A 16549-nucleotide genomic window follows, 5' to 3' on the forward strand; every position below is an offset into this window, starting at 1 on the left:
CTTTTTTCGTGGAACGTGTGCGGTGGCGCGTGCCGACGAGCGCCCGACAGGGCGCGAGTCGCACGCGCGAGGGAGTCGCGAGCGAAGCGAGCGACGAGGCTGGGGAGGCGTGAGGCGCGGTTGCCTGCGGGGCGGGACTCGAAGGGGCAGTCGCGAGGCGGGCGCAGGGGACGCGAGCACCGCAGGGAGCGAACGGAGTGAGCGACCGAGGAGCGCGGCGAGCGTGCGCCCGCCTCGCGACTGGGGCTTCGGCGAGTTCCTCCATGGTGGCAGCTGCGTATTGTCGTGTAACTGAAACTTCGGCGGTGTTCTCCGTGGCGGCAGCTACGTCGCACCGATCGGCGTCGGGGTCGCCCACGTCCTACAATCACGATCAATCATGATAACGTTCATAGTTCCCGACCGCGTGGTGTGTGAGGTATGCCAGGCGGACACGCTCAGACCCTGCGACCGTTCATGTGGCGCGCGGAACGACTGTACCCCGACACGGAAATCGTCTCGCGCACCCACGAGGGGCGGACGCGGCACACCTACGCCGAGTACGCCGACCGGACCGCACAGCTGGCGAACGCCTTGGACGACCACGGGATCGAGCGCGGCGACCGCGTCGCGACGTTCTGCTGGAACCACACCCGGCACTTCGAGACGTACTTCGGCGTGCCGAACACGGGCGCGCAGCTCCACACGATCAACCCGCTGCTGCCCGACGAGCACATTCAGTACATCGTCGACGACGCCGACGACGAGATAATCTTCGTCGACCCGTCGCTGGCCGAGAAGATCGCGGGCGCCGCGGAGGGCGCCGAGGAGTTCGAGGGCGTCGACTTCGTCGCCATGGGCTCCGAGGGGATCGACGCGCTCGACGCGCCCGCCTACGAGGAGTTCATCGCGGACCACTCGACGGAGTACGACTGGCCCGATCTCGACGGCGACCAGCCCGCCGGCCTCTGTTACACCTCCGGCACGACGGGGAAGCCGAAGGGCGTCGAGTACACCCAGTCGATGCTGTGGAGCCACACGATGGCCTCACAGACGCCGCAGGGGATCCCGATGGAGGACTCGGACGTGGTGATGCCGGTCGTCCCCATGTTCCACGTCAACGCGTGGGGGATGCCGTTCACCGCGGCCGCCGCGGGCGCGAAGCACGTCTACCCCGGGCCGTCGCCGGACCCGGCCGACCTCGCGGCGCTGATCGAGGAGGAGGGCGTCACCATCTCCGCGGGCGTGCCGACCGTGTGGCTCGGCCTGCGCGAGTACATCGAGGGGGGCAACGAGGTGGACCTCTCGACGCTCGACACCGTGATCGTCGGCGGCGCGGCCGCGCCGCAGGCGCTCATCGAGTGGTACGACGACCGCGGCGTGGAGGTGCTCCACGCGTGGGGCATGACGGAGCTGTCGCCGATCGGCACCGTCTCGCACCTCACCGACGACCTGCGCGACGCCGACTACGAGACGCAGGTGAACAAGCGCTCGAAGCAGGGGCTCGTCGTGCCCGGCTTAGAGTTCGAGGTCATCGACGAGAACGGCGAGGAGATCGCGTGGGACGGCGAGGAGTTCGGCGAGCTCCGCATCCGCGGCCCGTGGGTCACGAAGGAGTACTTCAAGCGCCCGGAGGCCAACGAGGAGGAGTTCGTCGACGGCTGGCTGAAGACCGGCGACGTGGTCACCGTCGACGAGGACGGCTACATGCAGCTCGTCGACCGGACGAAGGACGTGATCAAGTCCGGCGGCGAGTGGATATCGAGCGTCGAGTTGGAGAACGCGATCATGGCGTACGACGGCGTCAGCGAGGCGGCCGTCGTCGGCGTGCCCCACGAGCGCTGGCAGGAGCGGCCCGTGGCGTTCGTCGTCGTGGCCGAGGGCGTCGACCGCGAGGCCCTCGTCGAGCGGATCGAGTCCGGGCTCCGCGACGACTACCCCAAGTGGTGGGTGCCCGACGCGGTGGAGTTCATCGACGAGGTACCGAAGACCGCCACCGGGAAGTTCTCGAAGAAGGACCTGCGCGAGCAGTACGGCGACCAGTCGCTCGTCGAGGGCGCCGTTCCGGAAGACGACGCTCCCGACGGGGAGTAACGCGCCGCCGCGCGCAGCGATCGTTCGCTCCGGTTTCAGTCGTCGCGGTCGCCGATCACCCACTTGTGCGAGTAGCTCTCGCCGCACGTGCAGTGGGCGTACGCGTGGACCACGTCGCCCTCGGCGTAGAGGCCGCCGACCTCCTCGTTTTGCGCCTCCGCGAACGCGAAGACGAACCGGATCTCGTGGTCGTCGGCGTCCGCGTCGTCCGCGAACGGGCACGCCCCGTCGTCGAGCGAGCGCGCGATCTCGCCGTCGGCGTCCATCGCCGTCTTCGCGAACTCCATCGCGCCCATGCCCGTGCCGGCCTGGAACGCCGACCGTCCGGTCTCGCCGTCGAGGATCAGCCGGACGCCGCCGTCGGTCTCGGTCCCGACCTCGCGCAGCCGGGAGTCGTCGTCGAGGTACTCGTCGCTCAGGTAGAAGACCACGTCGTCGAGCCGCTCGCCCGCGAGGAACTCGTCGAGGTTGCTCATGGCGGTCGGAGGCGCGTGAGCGGTAAAAGGCGTGCGAGTCGGCCCGAGCGGCGAACGGACTCCGCGGCCCGGAATGGCGCGCGTCGCGACCGGGTGGCCGGCGGGATCCGTCCGGACCCGTGCTAAATCATGCAGAATCGGGGTAACTGTTAAGACGTATCACGGAGATCCGTCGCGTGATGAGTGCGCAAACCCGATCCGGCGACCGGCTCGCTGAGTGGGCACAGCTGGTCGACGAGGACGTTCCGGAAGAGCTCCGCGAGGAGCGCTCCGCCGACGGATAACTTTCACCCCGCTTCGCGAAGGCTTTAGGCCGACGGCGGCGAAGCACCGCCGATGGCGACCGAGGCCGCCGGGATCGACAGGGATCTGCTCGTCGACGGGTTCTTACAGCGCCGCCGCTACCAGCTCCAGCTGGCGGACGCCGCCGCCGACGAACACACGCTGGTCTGTCTCCCGACCGGCCTCGGCAAGACGACGGTCAGCCTGCTCGTCACCGCCGAGCGCCTCCGCGAGGCGGGCGGGAAGGCGCTCTTCCTGGCGCCAACCAAGCCGCTCGTCCAGCAGCACGCCGACTTCTACCGCGAGGCGCTGCGGATCCCGGACGACGAGATCGTCGTGTTCACCGGCGACGTGAAGCCCGCCGACCGCGCCGCGCTGTGGGACGACGCGCGGGTCGTGATCGCGACCCCACAGGTCGTCGAGAACGACCTCGTCGGCAACCGGATCTCCTTGCGGGACGTGACGCACCTCACCTTCGACGAGTGCCACCGCGCGACCGGCGACTACGCGTACGTCTACATCGCGGAGCGTTACCACGCCGACGCGGCCGACCCGCTCGTCACCGGCATGTCCGCGTCCCCGGGCGGCGACACCGAGGAGATCGAGACGGTCTGTGAGAACCTCGGGCTCGGCAACGTCGAGGTGATGACCGAGGAGGACGCGGACGTCGACGAGTACACGCACGACACCGACGTCCAGTGGGAGCAGGTCACCCTCCCGGACGAGGTCCTCGCGATCCGCGACGCGCTCAACGAGGTGATCACGGACCGGTTGGAGAAGCTGAAGCAACTGGGCGTGACGAACACGACGAACCCCGACCTCTCGCAGAAGGACCTCAACAAGATGCGGGGGCAGCTGAAGCAGATGATGGACAACGACCAGTCGGACGGCTACAAGGGCATGAGCACCCACGCCGAGGTGATGAAGCTCCGGCGCGCGACCGAGCTGGTCGAGACGCAGTCGGTCGAGTCCGTCCGGCGCTACTTCGAGCGCCAGCGCGAGGCCGCGCGCTCCTCGGGCGCCTCGAAGGCGAGCCAGCGGATGGTCGCGGACCCGAAAGTGCGCGAGGCGATGCGGAAGGCGGAGTCGTTCGACGGGCTCCACCCGAAGTTCTCGAAGGCCCGGATCCTGCTCGCCGAGACGCTCGGGATCGACGGCGGCGAGCGCGCCATCCTGTTCACCGAGTCGCGCGACACCGCGGAGGCGCTCGTGGACTTCCTCTCCGCGAGCTTCGACGTGCGGAAGTTCGTCGGGCAGGGCGACAAGGACGGCTCCGACGGGATGACCCAGAAGGAGCAGCAGGAGACGCTCGACGAGTTCAAGGCCGGCGAGTTCGAGGTGCTCGTCTCCACGAGCGTCGCGGAGGAGGGGCTCGACGTGCCCGAGGTCGACCTCGTCTGCTTCTACGAGCCGGTCCCGACCGCGATCCGGTCGATCCAGCGCAAGGGCCGGACCGGCCGGCAGGCCGAGGGGAAGGTCGTCGTCCTGATGGCCGAGGACACCCGCGACGAGGCGTTCTTCTGGATCTCGCGCCGCCGCGAGAAGGAGATGGCCAGCCAGCTCGCGGAGCTGAAAGCGGCGACCGACGACATCGAGGACTCCGTCGGCGACGACGGACAGGCCGGCCTCGACGCGTTCGCGAACGAGTCCGGCGGAGACGCGGAGGCGACCGAGGACGCCAGCGGCGAGGGGGAGACCGACGCGGACGAGGGCGGCGACGCCGGCCTCACCGACTTCGCGGCCGACGCGCGAGGAGAAGGAGACGACGGAGAGGGCGAGAGCGAGGAGAGCGAGGACGACGCGGCCGCGGACGACGGTTCGGACGACGACGGCGTCGTCGCGACCGCCGGGGTAGAGGACGGCGTCGAGGTCGTCGTCGACCAGCGCGAGCTCGACTCCTCCATCGCGAAGGACCTCTCGACGCGCGACGGGCTCGTCACCCGGCTGGAGACGCTCGCGGTCGGCGACTACGTCCTCTCGGACCGCGTCGCCGTCGAGCGCAAGTCCGCGGCCGACTTCGTCGACTCCATGCTCGACGCCGACCGCTCGATGTTCGAGCAGGTGGGCGAGCTCTCGCGGGCGTACGCCCGCCCCGTGATGGTCGTCGAGGGGACGAACCTCTACGGCCAGCGCGACATCGACCCCAACGCGATCCGCGGCGCGCTCGCGTCGCTCGCGGTCGACTTCGACGTGAGCGTGCTCCGCACCGAAGACGAGGCGGACACCACCGAGCTGCTCGCCACCATCGCCAGGCGCGAGCAGGAGACGCGCGACCGCGAGGTGAGCGTCCACGGCGAGAAGACGACGAAGACCCGCGCGGAACAGCAGGAGTACGTCGTCTCCTCCATCGCCGACATCGGCCCCGTCACCGCCCGGTCGCTCCTGGAGCACTTCGGCACCGTCGAGGCCGTGATGACCGCGCGCGAGGAAGACCTCTTGGAGGTCGACGGCGTCGGGCAGGTGACCGCGGAGCGCATCCGCGAGGTCGTCGGCAGCGAGTACGAGTAGCGTTGATCGAGGGGACGAACGACAACAGCGGCGAAAGGATATTGTATACGAGGTAGTATACGAGTAGACATGAGCAAGAGCATCCGCGTCGACGAGGAGACACACGCCGCGCTCGCCTCACTGAAAGGCGACGACGAGACCTTCGACGACCTGCTGACGCGGTTGCTTCGCGAGCGCCGCGAGGATATCCGGTCCGGGGCCGGCCTGTGGGAGGGAAGCGACGCGCCGGAGCGCGCCCGAGAGAAACGCCGGGAGATGAAACGCGGGGTCGACTCGCGGTGACCCTGTACGATAGTAGCGTCCTCATCGATTACCTCGCGGGACGATCCCCCGCCGTCGAGTATGTCGAGTCTCACGCTGACGAGCGTGCGGTCGCACCGCCGCTCGTGCTGTTCGAAGTGTATCAAGGCGAGGTGTTCAAGTCGGGAGCGACGGACCTCGGCGCGGTCGACGACGCGCTGGACTGGATAGATGTGATCGATACGTCGGCGGCAGTCGCTCGCGAAGCGGCGGTGCTTCAGGATGCCCTCCGTGATCGAGGAGATCCCCTCGCGGCCCGCGACGCTTTCATCGCGGGGGCCGCCGTCGCACAAGACGAACGGCTCGCCGTGTCGGACACCGACTTCAACGTCGACGGGATTCGTGACGCACTCGATTTCGATTTCGTCTGAAGGGGCTCAGTCGAACCCGCTCACCAGCGTCACCACCCACTGCCCGAGATCGTACTCCGCGCGGACCTCCACGCGCGTCACCCACTTCACCCACTGGAAGCCGCGGCGGTCGGGCGCGACCAGCCGCGCCGGCGCGCCGTGGCCGTGCGAGAGTCGCTCGCCGCCGACGTGCGTCGCGAGCAGGGCGTCCGCGGCCTCCTCGATCGGGAGGCTCCAGCGGTAGCCCGTCACGGACGTGAACCGGACGTACGCCGCGCCGTCGTCGAGGTCGCCGGCGGCGTCGAGCAGGTCGCCGACGCGGATCCCGCCCCACTCCTGGACCGTGTACCAGCCGCTCGTACAGTCGAGCAGCGCCTCCGTCTCGTGGCCCGCCGCCAGCTCGTCGGCGGTCAGCTCGACGGGGTCGCTCACGAGCCCGTCCACCCGGAGCCGGTAGTCGTCGCGGTCGATCGGGTCCGGGTCGTCGGCGACCCACGAGGTGATCGGGAAGGCGCCGTTGCCCGCGCCCTCGCGCGGCTGCGAGCCGGTGAACCGGCGGTCGGCGCCGGCGGTGTCGAGCGCGTCGTTGATCCCCTGCTGGAGCCGGTAGGTCGCGCCGCCCGCGGCCAGCAGCGCGAAGTAGGTGACGGCGGTGCGCCGGCGCTCGAAGTCGACGCGGCGCGGGAGCCGGAACCGGGTGGACGCGTGGGCGGCCACGAGCGGGACCAGCGCGAGGCCGAACCCGACGTGAACGGAGAGCAGCGTCCAGTAGGAGATCCGCACGTCGAGCCCGAACACCCACGCGATCCCGGTCCCGACGGCGCCGACGGCGGCGACGAGCGTCAGGACGGACAGCGCGGTCGACCGCCGCCACAGGCTCGGGTCGGTGAGCCGGCGGCGGACGCGCGCGAGCTTCCACGCGAGCAGCGCGACGATGCCGATCCCGAGCGCGCGGTGGAGCCAGAACAGCGGCCACCCCTCGGGGACGCCGACGGTAAAGGAGACCAGCCCGGTGAGCGCCTCGGCGACGACGAACGCGAACAGCGACCAGTCGACCGCGCGCGGCGGCGGCTCTACGCGGTCGAGCGCGGTCCGGAGGCGGTCCGTCGCGGCCATCTACGCGCGTTAGGCGCTAGCGAGACAAAAGGGTACAGCCCGCGGCGCGCCGTGACTCACAGCTCGTACACCTCGCCGTCGACCGCCAGCGGCTCCGCGAACGCCTCGTCGGCGGGGTAGTAGTGCGCGAGGTGGACCAGACGGGTGCGGTCGGGGTCGAGCTCGTCGGCGAGCGCGAGCGCCCCCTCCCGGGTCATGTGCTTCGTGCCGAAGGTCCGCGGGACGCCGTCGGGCCCCTCGTGGCGCCCGCCGATCGGGTGGTGTTCGCACAGCGACGCGGGGACGATGGCGTCGGCGAGCAGGAGGTCCGCGCCGGCGAGCGCGTCGCGGGACCGCTCCGGCACGTCGTAGCTGGTGTCGCCGGTGAGCGAGAGCGTCGCGCCCGTCTCGGGGTCCTCGATCACGACCCCGTAACAGACGAGCGGCGGGTGGTCGACGGGGACGAACCGCACCTCGAAGCCGCAGGTCTCGAACGGCTCGAACGGGTCGCGGGCGTGGACGCCGATCCGGTCTTCGAGGTAGTCGTACTTGTCGCGGATCGTCTCGGCGACGCTCCGGTCGGTCGCGGGGTCGGTCTCCGCGGGCGCGTGGACCGGGAGCCCGTCGACGAGCCGGTAGACGTTCCCCAGCCCGTCGAGGTGGTCGAAGTGGATGTGCGTCACGAGCCCGGCGTCCGGGAGGGGGACGTCGGCCGCGAGGAACTGCTGTCTGAAGTCGGGACTGAAGTCGACGAGCAGCGACTCGCCGGTGCGCTCGTTGGCGACGTGGACGGAGAAGCGCGACCGCGACACCCCGCGCTCGCGGGCCGCCTCGCAGGTGTCGCAGTCGCAGCCGACGGTCGGCGTCCCCGTCGTGTCGCCCGTCCCGAGGAGGGTGACCCGCATGGGACGGGATGCGCGGGCCACAGCCTTAGCGTCCGCGGTCGAGACCGTCGCGACCGGCGGCCCGGGGCGACCGCGTCGCGCTCGCACCCCGGACGTATAACTCCGCGCCGCCCCGATCCGAACCGTGCACACCAGTCGTACCCTCACCCTCGCGCGGCTCCCCTCTGGCGTACCGATCCGGACGACCGTCCACGCGTACGGCGAGGGGCGGCTCGTCGACGGCGACGACGGGCCCGAAGTCGACGCGCCGGGCGACGGCCCCGTCGTGTACGCGCAGGCGGCCCAGCACGGCCGCGAGGTGAACGGGACGGCGGTCCTCCGGCGCCTCCACGACCGGCTCACGGGCGGCGCCGAAGGTGAGGCCGGTACCGGCGGCGCGGAGCGCGCCGACGGACCGACCGCCGCCGACCTCGACGGGACGCTCGTGACGGTGCCCGTCGCCGACCCGCTCACCTTCGACCGCGTCTCGTACACGACGCCGGAGTCGCTCGACTCGCGGCAGCCGAACATGAACCGCTGTTGGCCCGGCGACCCCGAGGGGTCGCTCCACGAGCGGATGGCGGCCCGGCTCTGGGCGTTCGCGAGCGAGGCGGACGCGATCGTCGACCTCCACACCGGGTCGCCGTCGATGGCGACGCACACGGTGTACATGCGCGGCGACGACGACTGCCGCGGGCTCGCGGAGGCGTTCGGCACCGACCTCCTGCTCGCGGAGGCGGCCGGAGACGACGCCGACACAGAGTGGGACGAGCGCGGCTTCGCCGGGAAGCTCCGCGTCGCGGCCACGCGCGAGGGCATTCCGACGATCACGCCCGAACTCGCCCACAGCAAGGAGATCGTTCCCGCGGCCGTCGAGACCGGCGTGGCGGGAACCCTCGGCGTCCTCCGACGCGAGGGGCTGCTCGACGGCGAGCCCGACCCGTGGGACGGGGTCGTGGCGCGCAACCACCTCGGCCGCGTGATCGCCGACGACTCCGGGCTGTTCGTCCCCGAGCCCGACCTCGCCGTCGGCGACCGCGTCGCGGCGGGCGAGCGGGTCGGCGAGGTGTTCGACCCGACGGCGTTCGAGACGCTCCAGGTCGCGCGCGCCGACCGCGACGGGATCGCGTACTCGGTCGCTCGGGAGGCGACCGTCACCGCGGGCGCGACGCTCGTCGGCGTCGCGGAGCGGATCGACGGGGAGTAACGGGGCGGCCGACGGGCGAAACCGAGGGCTACGGCCGGCGGACGCGGATCCGTCCGTCGGCGGCGACCGTCACGAAGAGCCGGTTGCGGACCTCGCGGCCGCGGACCGCGTCGCCGGCGCGGTCGCCGATCGCCTTCATCAGCTCGGGCGCGGTCTGGTTCACTTTCACGCCCGCCTCGTCGCAGGCGTCGTACACGCGCTTGGGCGCGTCGTAGAGGTCGGTCCCGGCGTCGATCTCGACGCGGACCGGCGCCGACAGCGCCTCCGCGAACGCGACCGTCTCGCGGGCGCGCTCGACGTTGTCGCGGGCGCTCGCCTCGACGCTGGAGACGTTCGCCCGCGAGGTGCCGAGGCGGTCCGCGATGTCCGACTGTCTGAGCCCGCGCTCGCGGAGCGCCAGCACTTCGGCCTGCCGACGGGTGAGCACGCTCTCGTCGGCGTCGAAGCCGGCTCGCTCCAGGATCGAATCGGCGTCGACGTCCGCCGGATCCGGCCGCCCCTCGTCTGCCACCATGTGGTCACCGACGGGGCGGGCCGTCAAAAAACGGCGGATTCGCGGGCGGGCGGAGACGGGCGCGTGTCGCGCGGAAAATCGACGGCGTCCGGACTGTCCGTGGGGCGGGGCTCCCCCGGGACGCCGTCACTTGCCCCAGAAGTTCTCGCGGCTGCCGAGCCGTTCGCGGTCCGGGCGGTCGCGGCGACTGCGCTCGTCGTCCGCGTCCTCGTCGTCTCCCTCGTCGCCGTCCGCGGCCTCGCCGTCGGACTCCTCGTCGGGGTCGTCCGGGAGGCGCTCGATCACTTCCTGGGCCGTCGCGTGGCTCGACTTCACGCGGTGGATCTTGACCTCGGCGCGCGCCGGGGGGAGCAGGCCGTCGACGAGGACGATGAACCCGTCGTCGGTGCGGCCGACGCCGGCGCCGCTCTCGTGGATGTCGTCGACCTCGACGACGACCGCCTCGCCGGGCTGGACCGGCTGCTGTTTCAGCTCGTAGATCGGCATGTCGTAGTGGTTACACCACTCCGCGCCGCCTTTGTTGCCGTAGTGTTGACACCCCATCCCCTGGATCCGTTCGTCGAAGCTGGGGCAGTCGTCGGCGAGTGGACAGTCCGCCATACCGTAGGGGAGACCGGCCGCCGTTGTAAACGTTTTCGACTCTCAGACCGAAATTTACGAAAACGGCCGATTCACGCGGGCGAGCGGCGGCTGCTTCGAGACGGGGAGAGAGCGCGGAGCGCGGCGGGACGCGGATCCCGGCGGCCTCACAGGAACTCGCGGACCTCGGAGTACCACATGTCGTGGTGGTCGACGGCGTCGAGCGCGTCCGCGACGTCGACCGCGATGGCGTGCCAGCAGCGCTGGTCGGGGTCGTCGGCGTCGAGGTTGTACGTCGCGTCCGCGCAGTTACACTCCCCCTCCTCGACGACGTACTCGTCCTCGTGGCCCACGACGACGGTGAAGTCGCGGTAGCGCTTCACGCGCCCCTCGCCGACCGCCTCGATGGCGCGCTGTCCCCGGTCGCCGTGGGCCTCGACGATCGCCGCCGCGATCGGGCCGGTCAGCTCCCCGGCCTCGTCGATCGCCGACCGCCAGTCGTCGACCGGCTCCATGGCCACCCGTTCTCGGGCGGTCGGTTAAACAGCGTCGGTCAGATCGGACCGGATCGAATCGGATCGGATCGCAACGAGTCGGAGCGGTCGCCCCGACGCGGGGTTTCAAGCCGCCTCCCCGCCTCCGTCCGCCATGGACGAGACGTGCCAGCACCTGACATACCGCGAGGAGGGCGACGGGAAGTCGTTCGAGACCGCCCGCGCGTTCTGCACCGTGACGGAGTCGTTCGTCCAGCCGATGCGCGCGGACGTCTGTAACGCGCGGTACGACCTCGACCCCGCGACGGACTGCGAGTTCTACGTCGACCCGGACGCGGAGACGACCGACGGCGCGGACACCGACGGCGACCGATGACCTACGACGACTACCTCGACGGGAAGCCGGCGGTCATCACCGCGGCGCTCACGGGCGGCGTCCACGGGAAGGAGGCGCACCCGGACCTCCCGGAGACCCCCGAGGAGATAGCGGCGGCCGCGGCGGCCTGCGAGGACGCGGGCGCGAGCGTCCTCCACCTCCACGCGCGCCGCGACAACGGGGAGCGCGCCTTCTCGACGGAGCGGTTCCAGGAAGTCGCGGACGCGGTCCGCGAGGCCACCGACGACGCCGTCCTCCAGCACTCCACCGGCGGGACGGCGGCGCCGGACGCCCTCCGCCACGAGCCGCTGCGAACCGATCCGGCCCCCGAGATGGCGTCGCTCGACATGGGACCGCTCAACCGCTACGAGCGGCTCACCTCGGAGAACACCCGGGAACTGGTGGCGTCGCTCCACGCGGAGATGAGGGAACGGGGGATCAAGCCCGAACTGGAGGTGTTCAACGACGGCCACCTCAACGAGTCGCTGGCGATCCTCGACGACCTCGACGACCCGCCGTACCTCAACTTCCTGTTCGGCGGCGGGACCACGTCGCCGCCGCACCCGCGGAACCTCGTCAATCGGGTCGAGGCGCTTCCGGAGGGCGTCGAGTTCAACGTGATCGGCTTCGGCCCGCACCAGCTCCCGATGACGACCCAGTCGCTGCTGCTCGGCGGGCACGTCCGCGTGGGACTGGAGGACAACCGGTACTACGAGAAGGGCGAACTGGCGACGAACGAGCAGTTGGTGGCGCGCGCGGCGCGGATCGCCGAGGAGCTCGGGCGCCCCGTGGCGACGCCCGAGCAGACGCGGGAGCTACTGGGGCTGCGCGGTCGATAGCCCGCTCACTCCAGCACGATCAGCACGTCGCCCATGTCGACGCTGTCGCCCTCGCCGACGTGGACGCCCGCGACGGTGCCGCCGCGCTCGGCGACCACGTCGTTCTCCATCTTCATCGCCTCGAGGACGCAGACCACGTCGCCGGCGGCGACCTCGTCGCCCTCGTCGACATCGACCGAGAGGATCGTCCCCTGCATCTCCGCCTCGATGGCCTCGCCGCCCTCCGCGACGTCGACGCCACCGGCATCGCCGCCGTCGTCGGATTTCGCCTGCGGCGGGCGCTGCTGCCCGCCTCCGCCGCCGCTCTCGGGCACGGGGATCGCGGGCGCGCCGCGCTCCTCTAGCTCCACCTCGAAGCGCTTGCCGTTCACCTCGACGGTGAATTCGCGCTCGGTGACTTCCTCGTCGTCGTCGCCCGCCGAGGCCGACTCCGTCCCCCACTTCTCCTGGGCGTCGGCGACCAGGTCGCGGTCGAGCTCCTCGTCGAGGTACTTCGTCGTGTGCGTCCCGTCGACGAAGCGCTCGTCGTCGAGCATCAGGCGGTGGAAGGGGACGATGGTGACGACGCCCTCCAGGTCGTACTCTGCGAGCGCGCGCTTCGAGCGCGCGAGACACTCCTCGCGGTCGCCGGCCCACACGATCAGCTTCGCGATCATCGAGTCGTAGTCGGTGACCAGCTCGTCGCCCTGGCGGAGCGCGTCGTCGACGCGGACGCCGATCCCGCCCGGCGGGTCGTACGTCTCCAGCGACCCCTCGTTGGCGGGCTGGAAGTCGTTGGCGGCGTTCTCCGCGTTGATCCGGAACTCGATTGCGTGGCCTTCGAGCTCCACGTCGTCCTGCGAGACGGAGAGGCCCTCGCCGCTGGCGACCCGGAGCTGTTGCTTGACGATGTCGATCCCCGTCAGCTCCTCGGTGACGGTGTGTTCGACCTGGATCCGGGTGTTGACCTCGAGGAAGTAGAACGGCGTGTCGGGGCCGAGCGGCTCCGACGGGTCGCGGTCGGGGTCCTCCTCGACGAGGAACTCGACCGTCCCGGCGTTGGTGTAGTCGGCGGCGGCGACGCCGCGGCGGGCGGCCTCGCCGATCTTCTCGCGCAGCTCGTCGGAGAGCGCCGGGGAGGGCCCCTCCTCGATCACCTTCTGGTGGCGGCGCTGGAGCGAGCAGTCGCGCTCGCCGAGGTGGACCACGTCGCTCTCGCTCACCGAGCCGTCCGGGTCGTCGGCGACGACCTGGACCTCGACGTGGCGGGGGGTCTGGAGGTAGCGTTCGAGGTACACCGAGTCGTTCGAGAAGTACGCCTCGCCCTCGCGCTTGGCGGACTCGAGCGCCTCCGCGGCCTCGTCCGCGCCCTCGACGACCTTCATCCCGCGGCCGCCGCCGCCGCCCTCGGCCTTGATCGCGACCGGGTAGCCGTGCTCGTCGCCGAACGCCGTGACGGCCTCGGCGTCGGTGACGGGCTCGGTCGTCCCGGGGACGATCGGCACGTCGGCGTCGTCCATCACGCGCCGCGCGTGCGTCTTCTCGCCCAGCCGCTCCATCGCGTCGCTCGACGGCCCGACCCAGGTGATCCCGTCGGCGGCCTCGACGCGGGCCGCGAAGTCGGCGTTCTCCGCGAGGAAGCCGTACCCAGGGTGGATCGCGTCCGCGCCGGCCGACCGCGCCGCCTCGACGACGGCCTCGCCGTCGAGGTACGAGTCGGCCGCGCGGGCGGGTCCGACGTTGTACGCCTCGTCCGCATACCGGACGTGGCCGCCGTGCTTGTCGGCGTCGCTGTAGACGGCGACGGTGTCGACGCCCAGCTCCGCACAGGCGCGCATCACCCGGACCGCGATCTCGCCGCGGTTCGCCACGAGAACCTTATCGAACATTCCTGTCGGTTCTTCCACCAACTGCTACCAAACTCTGTCGGTCCGTGCCGAGACGGTTAAGGGGACCGCGGGCGCCACGGTGAGGTATGCTCGACGCGGGAAACCCGTACGTGCTGCCCTCGGTGCTGGTCGGCGCCGCCGTCTACCTCGGACTCACCGTGGCCACCGACGCCTCGCTGCCGGTCCGGATCGGCGCGCTCCTCGTCTTCGTGGCCGTCGTGCCGGTTGTCCTCAACCGACTCCTCGGCGGCCGAGGCGGGCCGACCGACCCCGACGACGGCGACGAGACGGCGGAGTAGCGGGGACGGACGCGACCGACGCGGGCCGCGCGACCCCCGGCGTCCTCGCCGGCGACGAGCGGGCACGCCGGCCGACCGCGTGAGCCGCTACCACAGGTATATATGTCAGCGGACGTATCTGCGAACGCGCCCTGAGTCAGGGCCGGGTCGACGGCGCGACGGACCGACGCCGCGCTGTCGGGGGAATGTACGCGGTCGGACGCCGCCGCGTCCGGCGGCGCCGTTCGACGTGTCGAGGACTCGACCAGCGACGGGTCGGGCGGACGAACGCGAAAAGGCGGAGCGGCGCGTCGGCGCGTCAGAACCGGTCGCTGCGCCCGGCCGCGGTCCACGGGTCCGCGGGCGCGTCGGCCGGGACGCGCACCCGGCGGCGGTGGAGCCGCTCGATCCGACCGGCGAACGCCCAGCGGTCCTCGTCGCGGCCGTCGTCCGTCTCCTCGACGGCGGCCGCGGCGGCGAGTTCACCGTCGCGAAGGTGGGCGGCGACCGCGGCCGCGATGGCGGCCGCCTCGTCGTCGCGGGCGTCGTCTGGGATGGAGAGCCCGGCGAGCGCGGCTGCCGGGTCGGTCGCCCCCGCCTCGCCCGGGTCGTCGTCGGCCGCCATCAGATCGGGATGTTGCCGTGCTTCTTGGCGGGCTGGTCCGAGTTCTTCCCCTTCAGCATCTTCAGGTCCTCGACGAGGCGCGCGCGCGTCTCGGTCGGCTCGATCACGTCGTCGACGAAGCCGCGGTCGGCGGCGGTGTAGGGGTTCGCGAACTCCTCGCGGTACTCGTCGATGAGCTCCTGCCTGCGCGCGTCGGGGTCGTCGGCCTCGGCCAGCTCCTCGCGGTAGAGGACGTTGACCGCGCCCTTCGGCCCCATCACGGCGATCTCCGAGGTGGGCCACGCGTAGTTGACGTCGCCGCCGATGTGCTTCGACGACATCACGCAGTAGGCGCCGCCGTACGCCTTCCGAGTGATGACGGTGAGCAGGGGGACAGTCGCCTCCGAGAAGGCGTACAGCAGCTTCGCGCCGTGGCGGATGATCCCGTTGTGCTCCTGGTCGGTGCCGGGCATGAAGCCGGGCACGTCCTCGAAGGTGACGATGGGGATGTTGAACGCGTCGCAGAAGCGGACGAACCGCGCGCCCTTCTGACTCGCCTCGATGTCGAGCGTGCCGGCGTTCACGCGGGGGTTGTTCGCGACGACGCCGACGGAGTGGCCGTCGAGGCGGGCGAAGCCGACGACGATGTTCTTCGCGAAGTTCTCGTGCACCTCGAAGAAGGAGCCCTCGTCGGTGACGCTCGCGATCACGTCCTTCATGTCGTACGGCTTCCGGGGCGCGTCGGGGACGATCTCGGCGAGCTCCTCGTCGGCGCGCTCGGGGTCGTCCCACGGCTCGACGCGCGGCGGGTCCTCCACGTTGTTCGCGGGGAGGTACGAGAGCAGCCGCGCGATGTTGTCGAGCGCCTCCTCCTCGCTCTCCTCGGCGAAGTGCGCGACGCCGGAGGTCGACGAGTGGGTGACCGCGCCGCCGAGCTCCTCGAAGCTCACCTCCTCGCCGGTGACCGTCTCGATGACGTCCGGCCCGGTGATGAACATGTGGGAGGTGTCCTTCACCATGAAGGTGAAGTCCGTGATGGCGGGGGAGTACACCGCGCCGCCCGCGCACGGCCCCATGATCGCCGAGATCTGGGGTATCACGCCCGAGGCCTCCGTGTTGCGCCGGAATATCTCCGCGAAGCCGCCGAGCGAGGCGACCCCCTCCTGGATCCGGGCGCCCGCGGAGTCGTTGAGGCCGACGACCGGCGCGCCCACGTCCATCGCCTTGTCCATCACCTTACACACCTTCTCGGCGAACACCTCGCCGAGCGACCCGCCGAAGACGGTGAAGTCGTGCGCGAACACGAACGTCTTCCGGCCGTTCACCTCGCCGTAGCCGGTCACCACCCCGTCGCCCGGGATCTGCTGTTCCTCCATCCCGAACGTGTGGTTGCGGTGGGTGCGGAACCGGTCGAACTCGTGGAAGGTGCCGTCGTCGAGGAAGTAGTCGATCCGCTCGCGGGCGGTCATCTTCCCCTTGTCGTGTTGCGACTGGATCCGTTCTTCGCCCCCGCCCTTCGCCGCCCGCTCGCGGCGCTCCCGGAGGTCCTCGATACGGTCGTCCATCGTCACGGCGGACCACCCTGCGTCATTACCTCGTGGGTCGGCGACCGCCGTCAAAAGGGTTCCCCTATCCGACGTTTCGGCCTTCGACGCCCGTCGAATTCGGGCCGCGGCGGCCGACGACGGGCGCCGGGTCCGAACGCGAGCGCGCGAACGACCCGGAGCGGCCCTGTCGCCGGTTCACACGGCGACCGGCGGTTCGACGCTTTTAAACCTCCGATGAACCACTCTCCGATGAGACAGGCTTCGCCTGTTTCACT

At 70.9% G+C, this 16549-nt stretch carries 17 protein-coding genes; 8 read left to right on the plus strand and 9 right to left on the minus strand.

Features of this window, described 5'->3' with window-relative positions:
• The first annotated feature begins 420 nt into the window (after positions 1 to 420).
• Complete coding sequence (locus DVK05_RS09500) at positions 421 to 2073, plus strand: long-chain fatty acid--CoA ligase (protein WP_121563120.1); 1653 nt, start codon at positions 421 to 423, stop codon at positions 2071 to 2073.
• A 35-nt stretch (positions 2074 to 2108) separates the two neighbouring features.
• Here the strand turns inward: DVK05_RS09500 and DVK05_RS09505 are convergent, their stop codons facing one another.
• Positions 2109 to 2549, minus strand: a complete 441-nt coding sequence (locus tag DVK05_RS09505; RefSeq protein WP_121563121.1) for a DUF5807 family protein — start codon at positions 2547 to 2549, stop codon at positions 2109 to 2111.
• Between the two features lie 336 nt (positions 2550 to 2885).
• Between DVK05_RS09505 and DVK05_RS09510 the strand changes: the two genes are divergently transcribed.
• The 3 genes from DVK05_RS09510 (at position 2886) to DVK05_RS09520 (ending at position 6010) form a co-directional block, all read left to right on the plus strand.
• A complete protein-coding gene (locus DVK05_RS09510; RefSeq protein ID WP_121563122.1) occupies positions 2886 to 5339 on the plus strand; it encodes a DEAD/DEAH box helicase in 2454 nt (817 codons plus the stop codon).
• A 69-nt stretch (positions 5340 to 5408) separates the two neighbouring features.
• Positions 5409 to 5621 carry an antitoxin VapB family protein gene (locus DVK05_RS09515; RefSeq protein WP_053770444.1) on the plus strand — a complete coding sequence of 71 codons (213 nt, stop codon included), beginning with the start codon at positions 5409 to 5411 and terminating at the stop codon, positions 5619 to 5621.
• Positions 5618 to 6010, plus strand: a complete 393-nt coding sequence (locus DVK05_RS09520) for a PIN domain-containing protein (RefSeq protein ID WP_121563123.1) — start codon at positions 5618 to 5620, stop codon at positions 6008 to 6010. The genes DVK05_RS09515 and DVK05_RS09520 overlap by 4 nt, the downstream gene beginning before the upstream one ends.
• A 6-nt stretch (positions 6011 to 6016) precedes the next feature.
• Here DVK05_RS09520 and DVK05_RS09525 read toward each other — a convergent pair whose 3' ends face one another.
• Positions 6017 to 7105 (minus strand): molybdopterin-dependent oxidoreductase, encoded by a 1089-nt coding sequence (locus tag DVK05_RS09525; RefSeq protein ID WP_121563124.1) that lies wholly within the window; start codon positions 7103 to 7105, stop codon positions 6017 to 6019.
• Positions 7106 to 7161: 56 nt separating this feature from the next.
• Complete coding sequence (locus DVK05_RS09530) at positions 7162 to 7989, minus strand: MBL fold metallo-hydrolase (protein WP_121563125.1); 828 nt, start codon at positions 7987 to 7989, stop codon at positions 7162 to 7164.
• A gap of 124 nt (positions 7990 to 8113) precedes the next feature.
• On the opposite strand from DVK05_RS09530, the gene DVK05_RS09535 reads away from it, so the two are divergent.
• Positions 8114 to 9175: a succinylglutamate desuccinylase/aspartoacylase family protein gene (locus DVK05_RS09535; protein ID WP_121563126.1), complete on the plus strand. Its 1062-nt coding sequence runs from the start codon at positions 8114 to 8116 to the stop codon at positions 9173 to 9175.
• A 28-nt stretch (positions 9176 to 9203) separates the two neighbouring features.
• Here the strand turns inward: DVK05_RS09535 and DVK05_RS09540 are convergent, their stop codons facing one another.
• The 3 genes from DVK05_RS09540 to DVK05_RS09550 all read right to left on the minus strand — a co-directional run bounded on the left by DVK05_RS09540 (position 9204) and on the right by DVK05_RS09550 (position 10783).
• Complete coding sequence (locus DVK05_RS09540) at positions 9204 to 9689, minus strand: Tfx family DNA-binding protein (protein WP_121563127.1); 486 nt, start codon at positions 9687 to 9689, stop codon at positions 9204 to 9206.
• A 126-nt stretch (positions 9690 to 9815) separates the two neighbouring features.
• Complete coding sequence (locus DVK05_RS09545) at positions 9816 to 10289, minus strand: TRAM domain-containing protein (protein WP_121563128.1); 474 nt, start codon at positions 10287 to 10289, stop codon at positions 9816 to 9818.
• Between the two features lie 146 nt (positions 10290 to 10435).
• Positions 10436 to 10783, minus strand: coding sequence for a hypothetical protein (locus tag DVK05_RS09550; RefSeq protein WP_121563129.1), 348 nt, complete (start codon positions 10781 to 10783; stop codon positions 10436 to 10438).
• Between the two features lie 133 nt (positions 10784 to 10916).
• Here DVK05_RS09550 and DVK05_RS09555 point away from each other — a divergent pair, with 133 nt between their 5' ends.
• Both DVK05_RS09555 and DVK05_RS09560 read left to right on the plus strand, forming a co-directional pair.
• Complete coding sequence (locus DVK05_RS09555; protein ID WP_121563130.1) at positions 10917 to 11138, plus strand: hypothetical protein; 222 nt, start codon at positions 10917 to 10919, stop codon at positions 11136 to 11138.
• Positions 11135 to 11977, plus strand: a complete 843-nt coding sequence (locus DVK05_RS09560; protein WP_121563131.1) for a 3-keto-5-aminohexanoate cleavage protein — start codon at positions 11135 to 11137, stop codon at positions 11975 to 11977. The genes DVK05_RS09555 and DVK05_RS09560 overlap by 4 nt, the downstream gene beginning before the upstream one ends.
• Positions 11978 to 11982: 5 nt before the next feature.
• On the opposite strand, the gene DVK05_RS09565 is transcribed toward DVK05_RS09560, so the two are convergent.
• Positions 11983 to 13845, minus strand: a complete 1863-nt coding sequence (locus DVK05_RS09565; protein ID WP_121563132.1) for a biotin carboxylase N-terminal domain-containing protein — start codon at positions 13843 to 13845, stop codon at positions 11983 to 11985.
• Between the two features lie 86 nt (positions 13846 to 13931).
• Between DVK05_RS09565 and DVK05_RS09570 the strand changes: the two genes are divergently transcribed.
• Positions 13932 to 14144, plus strand: coding sequence for a hypothetical protein (locus DVK05_RS09570; RefSeq protein ID WP_121563133.1), 213 nt, complete (start codon positions 13932 to 13934; stop codon positions 14142 to 14144).
• A gap of 298 nt (positions 14145 to 14442) precedes the next feature.
• On the opposite strand, the gene DVK05_RS09575 is transcribed toward DVK05_RS09570, so the two are convergent.
• A complete protein-coding gene (locus DVK05_RS09575; protein WP_121563134.1) occupies positions 14443 to 14748 on the minus strand; it encodes a hypothetical protein in 306 nt (101 codons plus the stop codon).
• Entirely contained in the window at positions 14748 to 16292 is a 1545-nt protein-coding gene (locus DVK05_RS09580; protein ID WP_121563135.1) for an acyl-CoA carboxylase subunit beta, read from the minus strand. Before DVK05_RS09580 ends, DVK05_RS09575 begins: the two co-directional genes overlap by 1 nt.
• Between the last annotated feature and the right edge of the window lie 257 nt (positions 16293 to 16549).

The organism is Halorubrum sp. Atlit-8R, from assembly GCF_003666025.1.
Classification (GTDB): Archaea; Halobacteriota; Halobacteria; order Halobacteriales; family Haloferacaceae; genus Halorubrum; species Halorubrum salinarum.

What these genes read in the sequence shown, in the direction of transcription:
- DVK05_RS09575 (WP_121563134.1), bottom strand. Translation starts at nt 14,748, where the DNA reads ATGGCGGCCGACGACGACCCGGGCGAGGCGGGGGCGACCGACCCGGCA.
- DVK05_RS09580 (WP_121563135.1), bottom strand. Translation starts at nt 16,292, where the DNA reads ATGGACGACCGTATCGAGGACCTCCGGGAGCGCCGCGAGCGGGCGGCG.
- DVK05_RS09565 (WP_121563132.1), bottom strand. Translation starts at nt 13,845, where the DNA reads ATGTTCGATAAGGTTCTCGTGGCGAACCGCGGCGAGATCGCGGTCCGG.
- DVK05_RS09530 (WP_121563125.1), bottom strand. Translation starts at nt 7,989, where the DNA reads ATGCGGGTCACCCTCCTCGGGACGGGCGACACGACGGGGACGCCGACC.
- DVK05_RS09515 (WP_053770444.1), top strand. Translation starts at nt 5,409, where the DNA reads ATGAGCAAGAGCATCCGCGTCGACGAGGAGACACACGCCGCGCTCGCC.
- DVK05_RS09570 (WP_121563133.1), top strand. Translation starts at nt 13,932, where the DNA reads ATGCTCGACGCGGGAAACCCGTACGTGCTGCCCTCGGTGCTGGTCGGC.
- DVK05_RS09525 (WP_121563124.1), bottom strand. Translation starts at nt 7,105, where the DNA reads ATGGCCGCGACGGACCGCCTCCGGACCGCGCTCGACCGCGTAGAGCCG.
- DVK05_RS09500 (WP_121563120.1), top strand. Translation starts at nt 421, where the DNA reads ATGCCAGGCGGACACGCTCAGACCCTGCGACCGTTCATGTGGCGCGCG.
- DVK05_RS09560 (WP_121563131.1), top strand. Translation starts at nt 11,135, where the DNA reads ATGACCTACGACGACTACCTCGACGGGAAGCCGGCGGTCATCACCGCG.
- DVK05_RS09540 (WP_121563127.1), bottom strand. Translation starts at nt 9,689, where the DNA reads ATGGTGGCAGACGAGGGGCGGCCGGATCCGGCGGACGTCGACGCCGAT.
- DVK05_RS09545 (WP_121563128.1), bottom strand. Translation starts at nt 10,289, where the DNA reads ATGGCGGACTGTCCACTCGCCGACGACTGCCCCAGCTTCGACGAACGG.
- DVK05_RS09510 (WP_121563122.1), top strand. Translation starts at nt 2,886, where the DNA reads ATGGCGACCGAGGCCGCCGGGATCGACAGGGATCTGCTCGTCGACGGG.
- DVK05_RS09555 (WP_121563130.1), top strand. Translation starts at nt 10,917, where the DNA reads ATGGACGAGACGTGCCAGCACCTGACATACCGCGAGGAGGGCGACGGG.
- DVK05_RS09505 (WP_121563121.1), bottom strand. Translation starts at nt 2,549, where the DNA reads ATGAGCAACCTCGACGAGTTCCTCGCGGGCGAGCGGCTCGACGACGTG.
- DVK05_RS09550 (WP_121563129.1), bottom strand. Translation starts at nt 10,783, where the DNA reads ATGGAGCCGGTCGACGACTGGCGGTCGGCGATCGACGAGGCCGGGGAG.